This is a genomic window from Glaciimonas sp. CA11.2 (genome assembly GCF_034314045.1).
GTDB lineage: Bacteria > Pseudomonadota > Gammaproteobacteria > Burkholderiales > Burkholderiaceae_D > Glaciimonas.
Genome location: NZ_JAVIWL010000001.1, coordinates 539,052 through 553,738 on the forward strand (window position 1 = coordinate 539,052; position 14,687 = coordinate 553,738).

Below are 14,687 nucleotides of genomic sequence, written 5' to 3' on the forward strand. Positions count from 1 at the left end.
AACTCTGGTGCCAGATTCGAGATTGCCGTGATCGGCAGCATATGAGTTTGAGCCAGATCGCCGCAGCACTTCATTTACACCACCGCACGGTAGCGAGCTGGGTTGATATATGCTGCATTACGAACCCAGAAAAAAAGTACCCCGGCCGAGCGTATTGGACCCCTTCAAAGGAGAAGTCACTCGGCTGCTCGATACACACCCGTTCAGTGCCCAGCAGATCTTCCAGCGGCTGCGTGAAAACAACTACGCCGGTGGCTACAGCACGGTTAAAAAATATGTCCGTCTCATACGGCCCAAACATCGATCTGCGTTCCTCACGTTGGTGTTCGCACCGGGCGAAGCGGCGCAGGTTGACTGGGGCAGTTGGGGCACGATTGGCGTGGGTCAAACACGTCGGCAACTGAGCTTCTTCGTCATGGTGTTGTGCCATAGCCGGCGCATGTATTTGGAGTTCTTTGTCGCGCAGACGATGGAGCATTTCCTGGTAGCGCATGAACATGCCTTTGCAGCTTTCAATGCGGTACCGAGTCGGATCATGATCGACAATTTAAAAACTGGCGTACTCAGTCATTTAGCGGGTTGTGCGCCGATATTTAATCAACGCTATCTGGATTACGCCCGTCACTGTGGCTTCACGATTACGGCCTGTAATGTAGCTTCAGGGTGGGAAAAAGGCCGAGTTGAAAATGGTGTCGGCTATGTCAAAAAGAACTTCCTCAACGGTCTGGAATTGGGCGATTTCAATGCAGTCAATCCAGCCGCACAATTGTGGTTGGACACGGTTGCCAATGTCCGCATTCACGCCAAAACGCATCAGCGTCCGATCGACATGTTTGAACAAGAACGGGCACATCTGCAGCCCTGCAATCCGGCCCCCTATGATATTGGCCGCATCAGCACGGCACGGGTGTCCAAGCAATTTCGTGTGGCCTTTGATGCTAATCGTTACTCCGTACCGGTGCACTACGTAGGCATCATCGTGATCCTCAAAGCTTATCCGGAGCGCGTTTGCATTTACTACGCCGATCAACTCATCGCCTGGCATCTGCGCAGTTACGAGCGCGGTCAAGATATTGAAAACCCGGATCATCCGAAGGTGCTTGTTGAGCAGCGCAAAAATGCTCAGGCGCAGCGCCTGCTGTTGCGCTTCCTGTCTCTGACCCCACAAGCCGGAAAATACCACGAAGGACTGATGGTGCGCCGAGCTAACTGGCGCAATCATGTCGCCAAGATCAATGCCCTTGCAGAAATTTACGGGGTTGCTGAAACAGGCCGTGCCATTGAAGATGCGCTGGTGTTTGATGCCTTCAGTGGCGAATACATTACCAACTTGCTTGAAGCTCGTGCCCGCGAACTACCACAAGCAAGTCCCTTGCAATTGACACGGCGGCAGGACCTACTCGACATGACGATTGCCGAGCCCGATCTCTCCCTATATGAACTGAGCCATCATGAAAACAAAAGCTGACATCGCCAAACCTGACCTCGGATGTGATATGGCCGTATTACATGAGCAACTGCTGGCTATGCACATGCCGTATATGAATGAACACTTTGAATCGTTAGGACAGAAGGCGGCTTTAGATCAGTCGCCGCATGTAGATTACCTGGCTGAATTGATCGATGGCGAAAGCAATCAGCGCAACGACCGCACAACATTACGACGCATTGTAGCTGCACGATTGCCGGTATTAAAAACGATTGACCAGTTTGACTGGAGCTGGCCGAGCAACATCAATCAATTACAGGTCCGGCATTTATTTCGTCTTGGCTTTCTAAAGGATAAGGCGAATATTATCTTTGTTGGCAGTGTTGGTTTAGGAAAGAGTCACTTGGCAACTGCACTGGTTCATACTGCCTGCTTGCAGGGTCATTCGGCGTTATTTACTTCGGCCGCCGAGATCATCAACTCACTCTCGGCTTCGCAAGCAGCTGGCGGATTCAAGCGTGAAATGAACAAATATCTGAAGCCATCTGTGCTCGCTATTGACGAGCTTGGATACCTTCCGATCGATAAATTTGGTGCTGACTGTCTGTTCCAAATTATTAGTGCGCGTTATGAACGTAGCTCTACTATCGTGACCTCTAACCGGGCATTCAAACACTGGGCTGAAATCTTTAACAACGACAGTACGCTGACATCAGCCTTGCTTGATCGACTTCTGCACCATGCTGAAACCATCCTCATTGAGGGGAAAAGTTACCGCATGAAGGATCAGATTGAAAATTTGAAGCCTTAATCAAAAGAAGGCATGGCATGCTGGCTGCGCCAGCGTGCCATGCCTGACCTCGCCGACAATCTGCCTGCATCACTCTCTCAACAGTATTCAATTGGTCTCGGATTCGTCATGACATAAGGATGAATAACGAAGTCGCGCTCTTCGGGAGAATTATGTTGAGCTGAAAATACGGAAATATAAAATCAGATCACCCAATTGCACTAGGCACTTTCAAGTTGCCCAAAGCTAGGCATATTCACGCTGCCGCGCACAGAAATCAGGGCTCCGAACAAATTCCGAGCCCTGATTTTTTCACCACCAATTCATAAACATTAAGCACAAATATTCGTCAAAAAATTAAAGATACGGCCGCAATTTTTTAGACTGGCACTTATTTATATAGTTCTTCCTGAAACTTCCGCACGTCAGCTGTTTTAAAGTAATACAGCCTGCCTATTTTCTTGTGCTTAATCGGAAAACCATCCTCCGAATTAATCTGATTGCGGATAGTTTGTTCTGGAATTCCTAGCCGATAAGCTACCGTTCCTAAGTTGACATTCCATATTTCTTCGGTTTCCTTCGGAAATGGCTTAACTTTCTTCTTCCTTGATCTTGACATGATTTCTCCCATTGCCTCCGTTCCTTTGGTCAGGAGGCTAAAAAAAATGCATCATTTCTGATGCTACCTTTTTTGAGGAAATAGTCGCGGAGGACGTTCTTCTAGCGGGACAAAGACACTTTTGAATGGCTCATTTTTTGGAATTCTAATTTCATATAGAGGTTTGACCCATGGAACTCGGCAACCTTCTTTTGCAAGCTTCAGTGCCTTTATTCGCGCCGACGCAATCGGTGTCAAGGAAAGTACTGCCGCCATAAACCACACCAAGGACATAACTTGACCAAAGTCAAAAACAAATAACCCAGATGCTGTGGCGATGAAACTAAAAAATATAGCTCCAAAGTACCCACATTTCAAATGCGCATCAACGATTTGCTTCTTTTCGTTCATTTGTCAGTTTTCACTCAATTTGCTTAAATTTTTTAATATCAAACCTAAAGCAGGTTTAACGTCCAGTTAAATTTTCCGTTGACATATTTTTTCAACACAGCCCAGTTCAGTGGAAGCCAATACTGCGCTTTTCCGAAAACTTGGGGAGCGAAAGAGACGCTACTCCCTCGCCTAAACGCATTGATTTAGTGAACGCCTCGTTAACCAATCTAGTAACTCGTCGCAGATCAATATCGATCCGCTGTGACAATGTCTCGCAGCTACTTTCGTCTAATTCAATAGTTCGTCTTGTAGCCAAACATAAATTCCTAACAATTTCTCGAATGATGCGCAGCCTTTGAGCTGGTTTGGGCGGAGGAACATCGAACACCTCTACGCGTGACAGCAGTGCGGGAGGAACATCCACAATACTGTTCGCAGTCATAATAAAAATTATGCGGCTAGCATCAAATTCCAACTCAAAAAATTCATCCTTGAACTTTGTTCCGCTGCCCGCATCAAGCAAATCAAGCAGCACCGGTAAAACCGGATAGGTGGCATCTTTAATTTTTTCGACTTCATCGATTACTAGAACCGGTGCTGCTGAATCACCTTCAGCGAGCAAAGTAAATATCATGCCCGGTCGTGCACCTGCCCACCCGGTATGTGATCCCGTCATTTGAAATCCACCTTGAGACCCGCCCGCACTTATTTTCTCCGTACAAACACCCAAGGCCTTGGCGAGTTGCGTTGCCAAATAAGTTTTGCCGATGCCAGGTTCACCGAGTAAGAGGATCGGGCTAAGTCGAAATTTATTTGGCTTCATTGCTGCGGAAAGCGTGAGATCTATTTGCAGACGCTGTATGGGTTCAACAAGGTTTTCGAAGTTAGACTTTGCTGCCTCCAACTTAGAATAAGCTGCTTTGCAATTCGGTAAAGAACGTTCACCGTTGTTCTTTTGCGCACTCTGCAATATTCGCGCTCCGGCAGCCCGTCGGTCGTCCTTTAATTCATTGAACCGAAATGCGGTTCGTTCCAACGAATTCGGATCAAAGACTTGAACGCTAGCCTGCCGCTTAATTTTCTTCGAAACTTTGCCTGTAGCTTGCACAACATTTGTCCAGTGCAAGTATGACGCAGCGACCATTGCCTCCATTTCCTCAGTCGTCATCGACGAAACCTTCTTACTAAAGCGCCCCACCCATTCCGCAGCGGCGTTCTGTCGAAACGCATTGTGACCGGGCCGAAATGATAAATGGGTATTCTGGCCGATCGTGACCACCGATTCTGGTCTATCGTGACCGACCATTCTGGCGCATCGTGACCGCTCATTCCGGTCTATCGTGACCGATTTCAAGCCCGACCAGAATCGGCGGTCACGATAGCAGAATCATCGGTCACGATACCGGAATGGTGTCGTACAGCACCGTGATGATGTTACGCATAGAGCAACCGAACGGGTACGCTTCCAGTTTGTCTGGAGACAACGTGCCCGTACAAAGGATCACTATGCGTAAGATAAAAGACGTATTACGTTTAAAACTGGATGCCAAACTATCGCACCAGCAGATTGCCGCAGCACTGGGGATTTCAAAAGGAGTCGTCACCAAGTATGTCGGCCTGGCCGCCGTTGCCGGTTTGGACTGGTCGGCGGTGCAAGATGTAGACGACACCGAGTTGGCGCACCGGCTTTTGGTCACGCCAGAACGGACCCGAGACCATGTCCAGCCAGATTACGCCAGGCTGCATCACGAACTGCGGCGCAAGGGGATGACGCTGATGTTGCTATGGGAAGAGTATCGTGCCGATTATGCCCAGCACCAGACCTATGCCTACTCACAGTTCTGCGTGAATTACCGGCAGTTTGCCAAACAGCTCAAACGCTCTATGCGCCAGATTCACCGGGCTGGCGAGAAACTGTTCATTGATTATGCTGGTCCGACTATCGGTCTCACTGATGGTAGCCGTGCCCACATCTTCGTCGCTGCTCTGGGCGCATCGAGCTACACCTATGCCTGTGCTACGCCGCGTGAGACGATGGCCGACTGGCTCACTTCGACAGCGCGTGCGCTGCGCTTCTTCGGCGGGGTACCGCAGTTGATTGTTCCCGATAATCCGAAGGCTATGATCGCCGACGCCAATCGCTACGAACCACGCAGTAACGACACCGTACGCGATTTTGCGCGCCACTACGGCACCTCCATCTTGCCAGCCCGTCCGCGTCATCCTCAGGATAAAGCGAAGGCCGAATCAGCAGTGCAGATCGTCGAGCGCTGGATCATGGCGCGTCTGCGACATCAGCAATTTAGCAGCGTCCACGAGGTCGATGTCGCCATCGCACCGCTGCTGAGCGTACTTAACGATAAGCCGTTTCAGAAGCTACCCGGTAGTCGCGCCAGTGCGTTTGCCCAACTCGATGTCCCGGCGCTACGGCCTTTGCCATTGCAATGTTATGAGATGGCGCATTTCAAGACTGTCAGGGTGCATAACGATTACCACGTTGAGATCGGCCGCCATCACTACAGTGTGCCGCAAGCCCTGGTCGGTCAGGTGCTGGAAGCCCGGATGACAGCGACGACAGTGGAAATCCTGCATCGCGGTCAACGTGTCGCCAGTCATCCGCGCAACAGTGGCGAAGGCGGGTTCACCACCGACACCCTGCATATGCCGGTGGCGCATCGTGCGCAATTGGAATGGACGCCACAGCGACTGATTCACTGGGGACAGACCATCGGTACGGCGACAGCGGAGGCGGTGACGCGTCTGATGGCCGAGAACAGACATCCCGAGCACGGCTACCGTGCCTGTCTTGGTCTGCTGTCATTGGCCAAGCGCTACGGCAAGCCACGTCTTGAAGCAGGATGCATGCTGGCCTTACAGCTCGGTGCCTGCCAATACCGCCACGTCCGTGACATTCTCAAAAATAACCGTGATCGCACACCGTGTGCCCCAGTTGGCGATTGGGTCAGTCCTGACCATGCCCATGTGCGTGGCCCTGATTACTATCAATGAGGATGTCAACGATGATGATGCATACCACTCTGGCCCAATTGCGGACCTTAAAACTCGATGGCTTAGCGACCGGACTGGAGGAACAATTGACGCAGGCCAGTATGGCGGCGATGAGTTTCGAGGAACGTCTGGCACTCTTGGTTGATCGCGAAGTCCATTGCCGCAATGACCGCAAGCTCCTGCGCCTGCTTAAGAACGCCCACCTGAAATACGCACAAGCGGCGATTGAAGACATTGATGCCCGCTCGGGGCGTGGCATCGACCGCCGTGAAGTGATGAGTCTGGCGCTGGGAGATTGGGTCAGTGCTGGCCACAGCATTCTCATTACCGGACCGACCGGTGCTGGCAAATCGTGGCTGGCCTGCGCACTGGCACAGTACGCCTGTCGGCGCGGATACTCTGCTGTTTATCAACGCGTACCCCGTCTACAGGAAGAACTACGCATCCGGCACGGCAGCGGCAGCTTTGGGAAATGGCTGCTCCAACTCGCCAAGATCGATGTCTTGGTACTTGATGACTGGGGCATGGGCGCGATCGACAGCACGACCCGTTCCGACTTGCTGGAGATGATTGACGACCGGGCGGCAAACAGAGCGACGATTATTACCAGTCAACTTCCTGTTGACCATTGGCATGCCTGGATTGGCGACGCCACTATTGCCGACGCCATCCTGGACCGCATTCTGCAGCGCAATCATCGGCTGACACTGACCGGCGATTCACTGCGTGGCGCAGAACGACCTAAAACCAGCAAAAAGGAGAAAACTATCGACCCATCGTGACCGCAGACATTACAATTTAACCGCGTAACAACATCGCAGGCGCAGCGGTCACGATCGGCCAGAATGAGCGGTCACGTTGACCAGAATACGCAATAAAACCAGTTGACCACTGCTATCCCACAAAGGGTCGCGCAGATAGTCCAGCACATCGATAATATTACCTCCCGCCTGTATATAGGCAAGATCCAAGGTGATTGCCAGTAACAAGTCATTGGAAAGAGGCTGCCTGAGGCAATTCTGTGGCGCTGCTACTTTAGCTAAAAAGCCTGTGGTTAAAGTCGTCGCATCGGACAAGTCATTGTCCGAGTCTGTGCGAATACCTTCAATATTGAAATCAATACTTTTCAATAGCGACATATTCCGGTGTGGTGCAAGCCGTCCTATTGATATTGCAACTTCGGCTGCCTTGCTAGACACCAATGCCTTTTTTTCAGTCAATACTTTTTGCGCTGCGATCTCATCCTGTAGTTCAAGTGTGTTGGCTAAATAGGCAGGCAATAGTAAGCGCGTCTTGCGTTGGTTACCATACAAGGTGAAACCTGCAATGGTACAATTCTCATCAACCATGATCTCTCCTTGACGGATTTCTTTGTGGCTAGGGCGTTAACGGGGTCGCACCCCCGTTCACGCCCGACTCTATTACTTAAAATTTGTACGGAATTCGTATGCCTGGTTCAGAGTCGGCAAAATTCGTGTCCCGCGTCACTAATATTCTGCTATACGCTTGGGCGGTCGCCCAAACGATGGCATCCTGAAACGTGATTTTGTGAACCTTACGAAGCTTCAAAGCGATTGCAACAACCTTTTCGTCCATCGGCAGACTAGTAAATCCACCTAAAAAGGCTTTAACTACAACCTCAGTTGTGGGATTTGCCGCATCCATCACTTCTAGCCAAGTTACAAAGCTAATAGCCTTGTCTGTCTGCAATTCAAGTTCTACCCGGGCCTCGTCAACCCCATTGAGGTAGTCAATCAAAATATTGGTATCAAATAACAGCTTCACCATTCTGAACGCACCCCTTCTTGATACGATAAGCCCTCAATACCCCGACCTTTCCAAATCCCAAATGCACTCACCATCGAAGGTTTGTTTTGTTCGACGTAGGAATTTAACGCTTCGCGAATAGCTTCGGCACGAGATATTCCCCTGAGGCTTGCGATCATTGTCATATCATCAATTAAACGATCAGGTATATCAACTAAGGTTCTCATGAGCAGTTTTTCTAAATATCAGATATACATAACATATATCACCAAAAATCCCATGTCAATACAAATTAAAATAATTTTTGCTAAAATGGTAATTTAACAATTCATTACCAAGTCCTAGCGCTGATAACTATTACCTTTCAATTTGACAAGATTTCGCTGTTGTTCGTTTGCAAATACTGGGCTGACCTGTTTGAACTTATCAACAACTACTTTCTCCCCGATCTGTAGATCAATCGCGTTTGGCATTGAATAAATAGCGACTGTTCGGCCCTGATGCAAAACAACCTCATTGTTAGTTTTATATAAAACAACAAACGGAATAATGCCGCTCCCCGGGATGGCATCGATTATTACCATATTGTTTTCCGTTACCCACTTTTCTAGCCAGCTCCTCGCCGACTCCGGCTCAATGAACTCGGGTAAATCCGACTCAACTTCTACTCGTACTGCCACTTTATCCACAAGCTCATCAGAATTCGGTAACGTGACGTTTTCCGGATTTGGATGTGTTGAGGATGTAGCTGATATTGGGTGATGAGTAGCGCGCGTAGAAAGTACACTGGTTAGATCTACTGGAACAATGGCATGCGCTTGTTTTTGTTCAATCAACTTTTGGCGCAAATTCTGGAGAATTGGATCGGCAAAAATTATTGCAACACCTCGCTCAACAGAACAAGTAACTGCGCGAAGCTTAAAGTCATCTGATCCAGTTAGAAAAATTTGCCCAAATTTTTCGCGTCCAAGTAAAAGCCCAGCCAGAATGGCGTCCTCATTATATTGATCCAATATTGTGATTTGGCGTCCCTCATCTCGCAGGACTGCGCAACCTTTATGCAGGTAAGTCACATCTCCATTTAACCCAATCGAAAATGTTAGGCCCTTCAAAATTGTTGCGTGAAAAATTTGATTGATCCTAAGATGGTATGTTTCACCTTTATTCTTCTCATGCGCTTTTGAACCGAAAATCTTAAGCGTGTCTGACGTTCCACCGCGTTCGCTGTTGTCAATCTCTTGCAAAATTTGCAGTGCTTCAACATTTCCACCTTGCACACGCCCTAAGAGAAATTGGGGCCAACACATACTTTCGTCGGAATTTTTATTTTTGCGGAGCTCCAAACGTTTTTCATTAACATCTAGTTGAAATTCGGCTTTCGCTGTCGCTATTCGAAAGTTCTGAATCGCCAGGGCCGTTTTACGTTCGGCTCCGTATAGGTCAAGGAGAGCCAAATTCTTTTCAGTTCTAAGTTTTGCCACCAATTCGGCGCGGCGATTTCGAACTTCCACGTTTAGAGCACGTATCTGCTTAGCTGCCTCGGTTTGATGACGTTTTTGCTCATCCTTAAATTCTTTCCATAACAATCCAAACCGAATTTCGCCTCTCGCTCTACTCGTCTGGTTTTCAAGCTGAATCTGATAGGTTTGACGAAGAATTGGCGCCGCCTCTTTCCACATTAAGCCGAGTTCTTTGGTCAAAAAATCGCTGGGAGATAATGAACGGGACCCACATCGAATTCTAGGCGTGGAATCTTTGCCCTCAGTTACCTGATAATGCTCCATCCTTAATCCATGCAAATGAGTAAGTCGTTTCAATAGCAAATTGCAATCAATATGTTTTATGATTTCGGCGTAACGATATTCTCCTTTTGCCTTGGCCGCACCTTGGGCTAACTCTAACTTAGCTTTGAGTAAAACGCTGGATGGCTGCAGCACAGCTCGATCACCGCCAGGCAAACTTGGAATCAATGTGTGCAGATCACTGGGGCCATCACGTAGTATCGCTCCGCCATCGATTTGCTTAACTAAATTAAGAGTACCGCTTAGTTGTTTTATCCAATTACCGTTTTTGAGAAAACCGGGGTCATCAATGCTCATCTTATGCGGAAGAATTTGGTTCTCGCCGATTCCACACGCTGACGCTTGCATTCCATCTAAAGAAAATGCGGTATTGTTGGGAAAAGAATTTTGCGGAATTTCCTTCATTTTCAATCTATCAGTGTTAGTAAAATGTTCCCCATTATTTTTCAGCTCTAGCTCATCCAAAATTTTAAGCTTGGTTTCAGGGTCGGCGGGCAAATAGACATTTTTATAAAACCGACTACTCTTATGAAGATAGCGAATCTCTCGGGCTGCGACTTTGTGCCAATGCAATAAGGTTTCCGTTAAATATGCAGCTTCCTTTTTGGGCTGCATCTGTTCACGATATTTTTGTTGAGCCTGTTCCATGATGAGCGCCATTTTTTCGTGCGTGGCTTTTTCAATAAATGACTTTGAAAAAAAAATTCCAGTAAGTCTCATTGCCTTACTGGCACCAGGAAGCTTTACGCGGTAGATTTCATTGAACCTACCCGCATTAACTTTTGAAACCGTTCCGTATTCATTTAATAGCTTGCCAAATGCAGACCAGCTACAAACATTCTTTTCAATAATTTGCTTTTGCAAATCAAGTTCCAAATCCGATTTATTTCCATTAAACGATTGCAACTGGTCTGGTACGTGTCCAGAGTAGCGCGCGAGTATATCAATGGCATTTTGTGGTGTAATCCTGGGATGGTCTTTGGGACTTCCAAAGCCGTTTAGCGTATTGAACGACTCTTGGAAACAGTCGATAAATTTCAAATTATCCGACCCCGATCCAAGAAAGCCTAACAAATCTAAATATTTTCCTGTTAACAGATCTTGTTTCCCAATCCCCATGTGCAAATGAATATAACGCTGAACTCGCTCACCTGTAGCTTCATTTAAATAACTGAGTACTTTTGGACGATGCGCCTCCGCATAGAATGCGATTCGATGCCTCTCACTCTCTGGCCATGCGGAAAAAATGTGATTTCGAAATGCACTCACTGCGGCATGTAGCATCTCGTCTGACACATAATTTTCATTAAAACTAAAAGTAAGATGGTCATAGCGTTTGCCTTTTGTCTTATATGAAGTGGTGACATGCTCGAATACGTTGAGGTCGCCAAACAAAGGTATGCGCTGATCCAATTGATCACGATGCATTGTGCGACCAGCCTTCCCACCCGTGACCAAGTATGCTTTGAAACCACCGACTGAGCCGCCGACTTCAATGATCATTTTCCCTCCCAACAGCAATGTGGTAAGCAAAGCGATTTAGTATTTCAAGCTGAGTCACGAGTTGTTGGAAGGTGTTGGCATTGATCTTGCCAACCTGATATTCGCTCTGAAGGTGGTGTGCAATCTGATTCAATCTATTTGATGTAATCGACAAAAGCAAAATCGCGGCTCGCCCAGAGTCATTTGACTTGGCAGTACTTGACGCAACGGTCAGAATGTGACGCCGAAAAAACTCAGATTGAGTTAAACCGGACTGATTAAATTTTTCCTGATACATTTTGAAATCTAGTTCCCCCAATCTGAAAGCTACTGTCTTTGTCAGCTTTTCGTCTTGCCTTTTATTTGGTCGCGCCATAACAGCTTTCATAAATAGTGGGCTAGCCCACGTCCAGCCGAAGGCTGGGCCATTGCGCCAACTGCCAAAGGGCCGTTGGTTCGGGGGATTCAGGGGGCCTCCCCTGGACCTTCGTCAATTTTTCACAAACCATTCAGCGCCAGCGAATGGTTTATGCAAACATTGACCGTCGTGCCTTAACGCATTTATTGCATTTTCCTGACTGAATGAATTCGCTATCAGTTAACAATCACTACCTAATCAATAAACTAATTCTTTCAGAATAATCCGAATCAGAAACAGATCAGTTTCAGAGGTTTGCCAATCAGAAGCAGATCGCTGTCACCTCAAAAGCACATCAAAAAATCAAAAGTCCCGAAAGCCAATTTCTCAGAATACAAAAATAACTGAGGCATATTGAAATCGCATTTTCGTGATTTCGAACCTGCGGGAAATATCTGGCGGCGCATTTCAAAATTACCAGAAATTAAAAATAAAAAGCCTCTTTCTTTCCCACGGCACCCTTTGCAACTTCTGCAATTTCAGAAACAACACTTTGGTATTGACTGACTTACACACAGAACACAAACTCAAGACACGTAATAACACACGCTTAAAAGGTGAATAGATGGAAGACAATTTAAAAAATGCGTTACTTGAATTATCAAAGAATGCTAGCAGGAGCAAAGCTAATCAATTGCGCGCGCTATTCCCTGAAATAATGAATCTCAAAATGCAAGGAATTAAACACGATCAAATTATCGAAGCTCTGAAAAAGAACGGCTTGGAATTTAACTTGAAGACTTTTGAACTAACTTTTTACCGCATAAAAAGGGAATTTGAAAATGAAAAACACAAACGGATAGAAAAGACAGGAACAACGTACGTCGATTCAGCTAGAGCAGAAAAAGTGATTCAAGAATTCAAAGAGGAAAGCAAGACTCGATCACATAAAACTGGATTTCATCGCATCCTTGATGAACTATCTGCCGAAAACAGCGAAAAGGATCCTCGGCGAAACGAAGTCTAGGTTTCAACGAAATGAGGCGCAGGAAAATTAGCCGCCATTCCCCAAGATATTAAATTGAGAGACACCACATCGCAGATCAATTAATTGAAGATTTTTTAAATTTCGAATCGCCGTAACCTACTAGAAAAGAGGAATTAAAATGAATTTAGACTTTACAACACATATTTTTTTGAATAACAAAGGTGGTATTGGAAAAACTTTGTCCGCATCAATGTTTATCCAGTACTTCATTGCGGCGGGCTTTCTCATTGAGGGAGTCGACAGCGATCAACAAGCGCCAAAATTATCTAGGATAAAGGCGCTTAACGTTCCGCTAATTCCGCTTTTTGAAAACGGTGAAATTCAACAAAGTTCATTTGACCCAGTATTCACTCATATTCTGCAAAGCAAAAACGCCACATTGATCGATGTAGGGTCTAGCGCGTTTCTGCCAATACTCAAATACATGCAGGACAATCGTTTATATGATTTACTGAATCAAGTTAACAAGCAGCTTTTTTATCACATCATCGTAACAAGCGGCGCCGAAAAGTATGAAACCATGCAGGGTGCTGAGCAGATTCTAGACCGGATAAAAGGTACGAAAGTAAAAGCAATTGTTTGGCAAAACGAAAAGGATGGAATTCCAACATTCGGCGGGCAGCAGCTTCAAGAGACCGATTGGTATATTGAAAATCAAGATCACATCAGCGGAATCGTAAAGATTTTGGACTACAACAACACCGCCTTCAGGGCAGATTTTTTGGCACTGATGACAGAGGAGTTGACCTACCAAGAAATTATGGACGGCAAATCCAAGCATTTCGATTTTATGAGGCAGAACCGCATTAACCGGATTTTCAGGGATGTGTTTGCTGACTTGGATGCTATTTTCAATGCGCGAATTTAACGAGGATACCGCTGTGAATTCGCTAAATCAGAAACATCAATTCATATCGATCGACGAACTGAAATCAATTGTGTACAGGGAGTCCGGGTTCAAATTGCAAATCAGCGAAGATGATCCTTTACTGACGACGGTCTATATAAATTTGGCGGTTCTTGGATCCTCAATTGAGGCAGCCGGTGAATTGCACAGGGAGATGGTTGAGCAAATCAATCGTTTGCCAGCTGCAGCAGACCAGCAGCTGAAGAGAGCAAGTCATGACGCGTTAGAGTCCATGTCAATTGAAGTTGCGAACCTGGCAAACCGAATTGCTGGTGATGCTGCCAGTGCAGAACGGGCAAATGCTTTTTCCCGCGCAATCGTATCGGTGCTTGGAGGTTTGCTTGTGAGTTCTGGTTTATTTTTTATTACTGGATTTTATCTAAGCCGCAGCGTGGATTCGCAACAGCTAAATAAAATGAAAAGTGAGGTGAATTTAGTAAAAGGCGATGCCGAAGAGCGAGTGCGCGCAGCCCATATCGAAACTGAAGCAGAACTTGACGGAATGCGGAGGAGTATTGGTTGGACTGCGACACCGGATGGAAAAATTGCAAAAATATTTTTTGAAAGCGGTGCTGGAATGGTTGCCGCAAAGTGCGTTAGCCCTGTTTGGGACATAGTGCAGACTACTGGTGGTAAATATTGCGTTCCGAAACGAAGGGACCTATTTGGTGGTGACGAAGAAAAATATGGATGGAAAATCCCGTAAAAAACTAGTGGCTAAATTTAACCGAATTGAGATCAGGGGCTAGGTATGCATGAATCCGAAAATGAACTTTTGAAAAATGAGATAAGCAGGTTAAATAAAATTATTGACTTATTGAGTCCTTCGATTGAAACGCAAGCGATTAAATTCGGACTGAAACTGGAGGAGCCGAACCGGGAGCGTGGATCCTATGTCGGAATGGTTTTCGGCATAGACCGCTTGAGATTCCTCCTAAAATATCGAGAGGCGGGTGCCGTCGCTATTGCTAACGCAGAATTGCCTGAAATCACACAGAGCCTTGGAATGGGCGACACGATGCGAATCAAGTATATAAACGGAGTAATCAGTTGCGCGAGTTACATCAAAAGCCGCAAACATAAAGATAATTTTAATTAGCCACG

At 46.7% G+C, this 14,687-nt stretch carries 16 protein-coding genes; 8 read left to right on the forward strand and 8 right to left on the reverse strand.

The window, feature by feature from the left end:
* Positions 1–109: 109 nt before the first annotated feature.
* Positions 110–1,468 carry an IS21 family transposase gene (gene istA / locus RGU75_RS02265; RefSeq protein WP_322232605.1) on the forward strand — a complete coding sequence of 453 codons (1,359 nt, stop codon included), beginning with the start codon at positions 110–112 and terminating at the stop codon, positions 1,466–1,468.
* Entirely contained in the window at positions 1,452–2,240 is a 789-nt protein-coding gene (gene istB, locus RGU75_RS02270; protein ID WP_322232604.1) for an IS21-like element helper ATPase IstB, read from the forward strand. Before istA (RGU75_RS02265) ends, istB (RGU75_RS02270) begins: the two co-directional genes overlap by 17 nt.
* 370 nt (positions 2,241–2,610) lie before the next feature.
* On the opposite strand, the gene RGU75_RS02275 is transcribed toward istB (RGU75_RS02270), so the two are convergent.
* From RGU75_RS02275 to RGU75_RS02285, 3 genes are all read right to left on the reverse strand, one after another.
* On the reverse strand, positions 2,611–2,850 hold the full coding sequence (locus RGU75_RS02275; RefSeq protein WP_322232623.1) for a helix-turn-helix domain-containing protein: 240 nt from the start codon (positions 2,848–2,850) through the stop codon (positions 2,611–2,613).
* Between the two features lie 51 nt (positions 2,851–2,901).
* Complete coding sequence (locus RGU75_RS02280; RefSeq protein WP_322232624.1) at positions 2,902–3,228, reverse strand: hypothetical protein; 327 nt, start codon at positions 3,226–3,228, stop codon at positions 2,902–2,904.
* A 106-nt stretch (positions 3,229–3,334) separates the two neighbouring features.
* Positions 3,335–4,378, reverse strand: coding sequence for an AAA family ATPase (locus RGU75_RS02285; RefSeq protein WP_322232625.1), 1,044 nt, complete (start codon positions 4,376–4,378; stop codon positions 3,335–3,337).
* Between the two features lie 317 nt (positions 4,379–4,695).
* On the opposite strand from RGU75_RS02285, the gene istA (RGU75_RS02290) reads away from it, so the two are divergent.
* Entirely contained in the window at positions 4,696–6,219 is a 1,524-nt protein-coding gene (istA, locus tag RGU75_RS02290) for an IS21 family transposase (RefSeq protein ID WP_322240175.1), read from the forward strand.
* An 11-nt stretch (positions 6,220–6,230) separates the two neighbouring features.
* A complete protein-coding gene (gene istB, locus RGU75_RS02295) occupies positions 6,231–7,001 on the forward strand; it encodes an IS21-like element helper ATPase IstB (protein ID WP_322232626.1) in 771 nt (256 codons plus the stop codon).
* 48 nt (positions 7,002–7,049) lie between these two features.
* On the opposite strand, the gene RGU75_RS02300 is transcribed toward istB (RGU75_RS02295), so the two are convergent.
* The 5 genes from RGU75_RS02300 to RGU75_RS02320 all read right to left on the reverse strand — a co-directional run bounded on the left by RGU75_RS02300 (position 7,050) and on the right by RGU75_RS02320 (position 11,646).
* Positions 7,050–7,568, reverse strand: a complete 519-nt coding sequence (locus RGU75_RS02300) for a hypothetical protein (protein WP_322232627.1) — start codon at positions 7,566–7,568, stop codon at positions 7,050–7,052.
* 76 nt (positions 7,569–7,644) lie between these two features.
* Positions 7,645–8,007: a PIN domain-containing protein gene (locus RGU75_RS02305; protein ID WP_322232628.1), complete on the reverse strand. Its 363-nt coding sequence runs from the start codon at positions 8,005–8,007 to the stop codon at positions 7,645–7,647.
* Entirely contained in the window at positions 8,001–8,213 is a 213-nt protein-coding gene (locus tag RGU75_RS02310; protein WP_322232629.1) for a ribbon-helix-helix protein, CopG family, read from the reverse strand. Before RGU75_RS02310 ends, RGU75_RS02305 begins: the two co-directional genes overlap by 7 nt.
* Positions 8,214–8,327: 114 nt before the next feature.
* On the reverse strand, positions 8,328–11,291 hold the full coding sequence (locus RGU75_RS02315; RefSeq protein ID WP_322232630.1) for an LPD7 domain-containing protein: 2,964 nt from the start codon (positions 11,289–11,291) through the stop codon (positions 8,328–8,330).
* Positions 11,281–11,646 (reverse strand): plasmid mobilization protein, encoded by a 366-nt coding sequence (locus RGU75_RS02320; RefSeq protein WP_322232631.1) that lies wholly within the window; start codon positions 11,644–11,646, stop codon positions 11,281–11,283. The genes RGU75_RS02315 and RGU75_RS02320 overlap by 11 nt, the downstream gene beginning before the upstream one ends.
* A 607-nt stretch (positions 11,647–12,253) precedes the next feature.
* Here RGU75_RS02320 and RGU75_RS02325 point away from each other — a divergent pair.
* From RGU75_RS02325 to RGU75_RS02340, 4 genes are all read left to right on the forward strand, one after another.
* Complete coding sequence (locus tag RGU75_RS02325) at positions 12,254–12,655, forward strand: hypothetical protein (RefSeq protein WP_322232632.1); 402 nt, start codon at positions 12,254–12,256, stop codon at positions 12,653–12,655.
* A 139-nt stretch (positions 12,656–12,794) separates the two neighbouring features.
* Positions 12,795–13,544 (forward strand): hypothetical protein, encoded by a 750-nt coding sequence (locus tag RGU75_RS02330; RefSeq protein WP_322232633.1) that lies wholly within the window; start codon positions 12,795–12,797, stop codon positions 13,542–13,544.
* On the forward strand, positions 13,531–14,289 hold the full coding sequence (locus RGU75_RS02335; RefSeq protein WP_322232634.1) for a hypothetical protein: 759 nt from the start codon (positions 13,531–13,533) through the stop codon (positions 14,287–14,289). Before RGU75_RS02330 ends, RGU75_RS02335 begins: the two co-directional genes overlap by 14 nt.
* 45 nt (positions 14,290–14,334) lie before the next feature.
* Positions 14,335–14,682, forward strand: a complete 348-nt coding sequence (locus RGU75_RS02340; RefSeq protein ID WP_322232635.1) for a hypothetical protein — start codon at positions 14,335–14,337, stop codon at positions 14,680–14,682.
* Positions 14,683–14,687 lie beyond the last annotated feature (5 nt).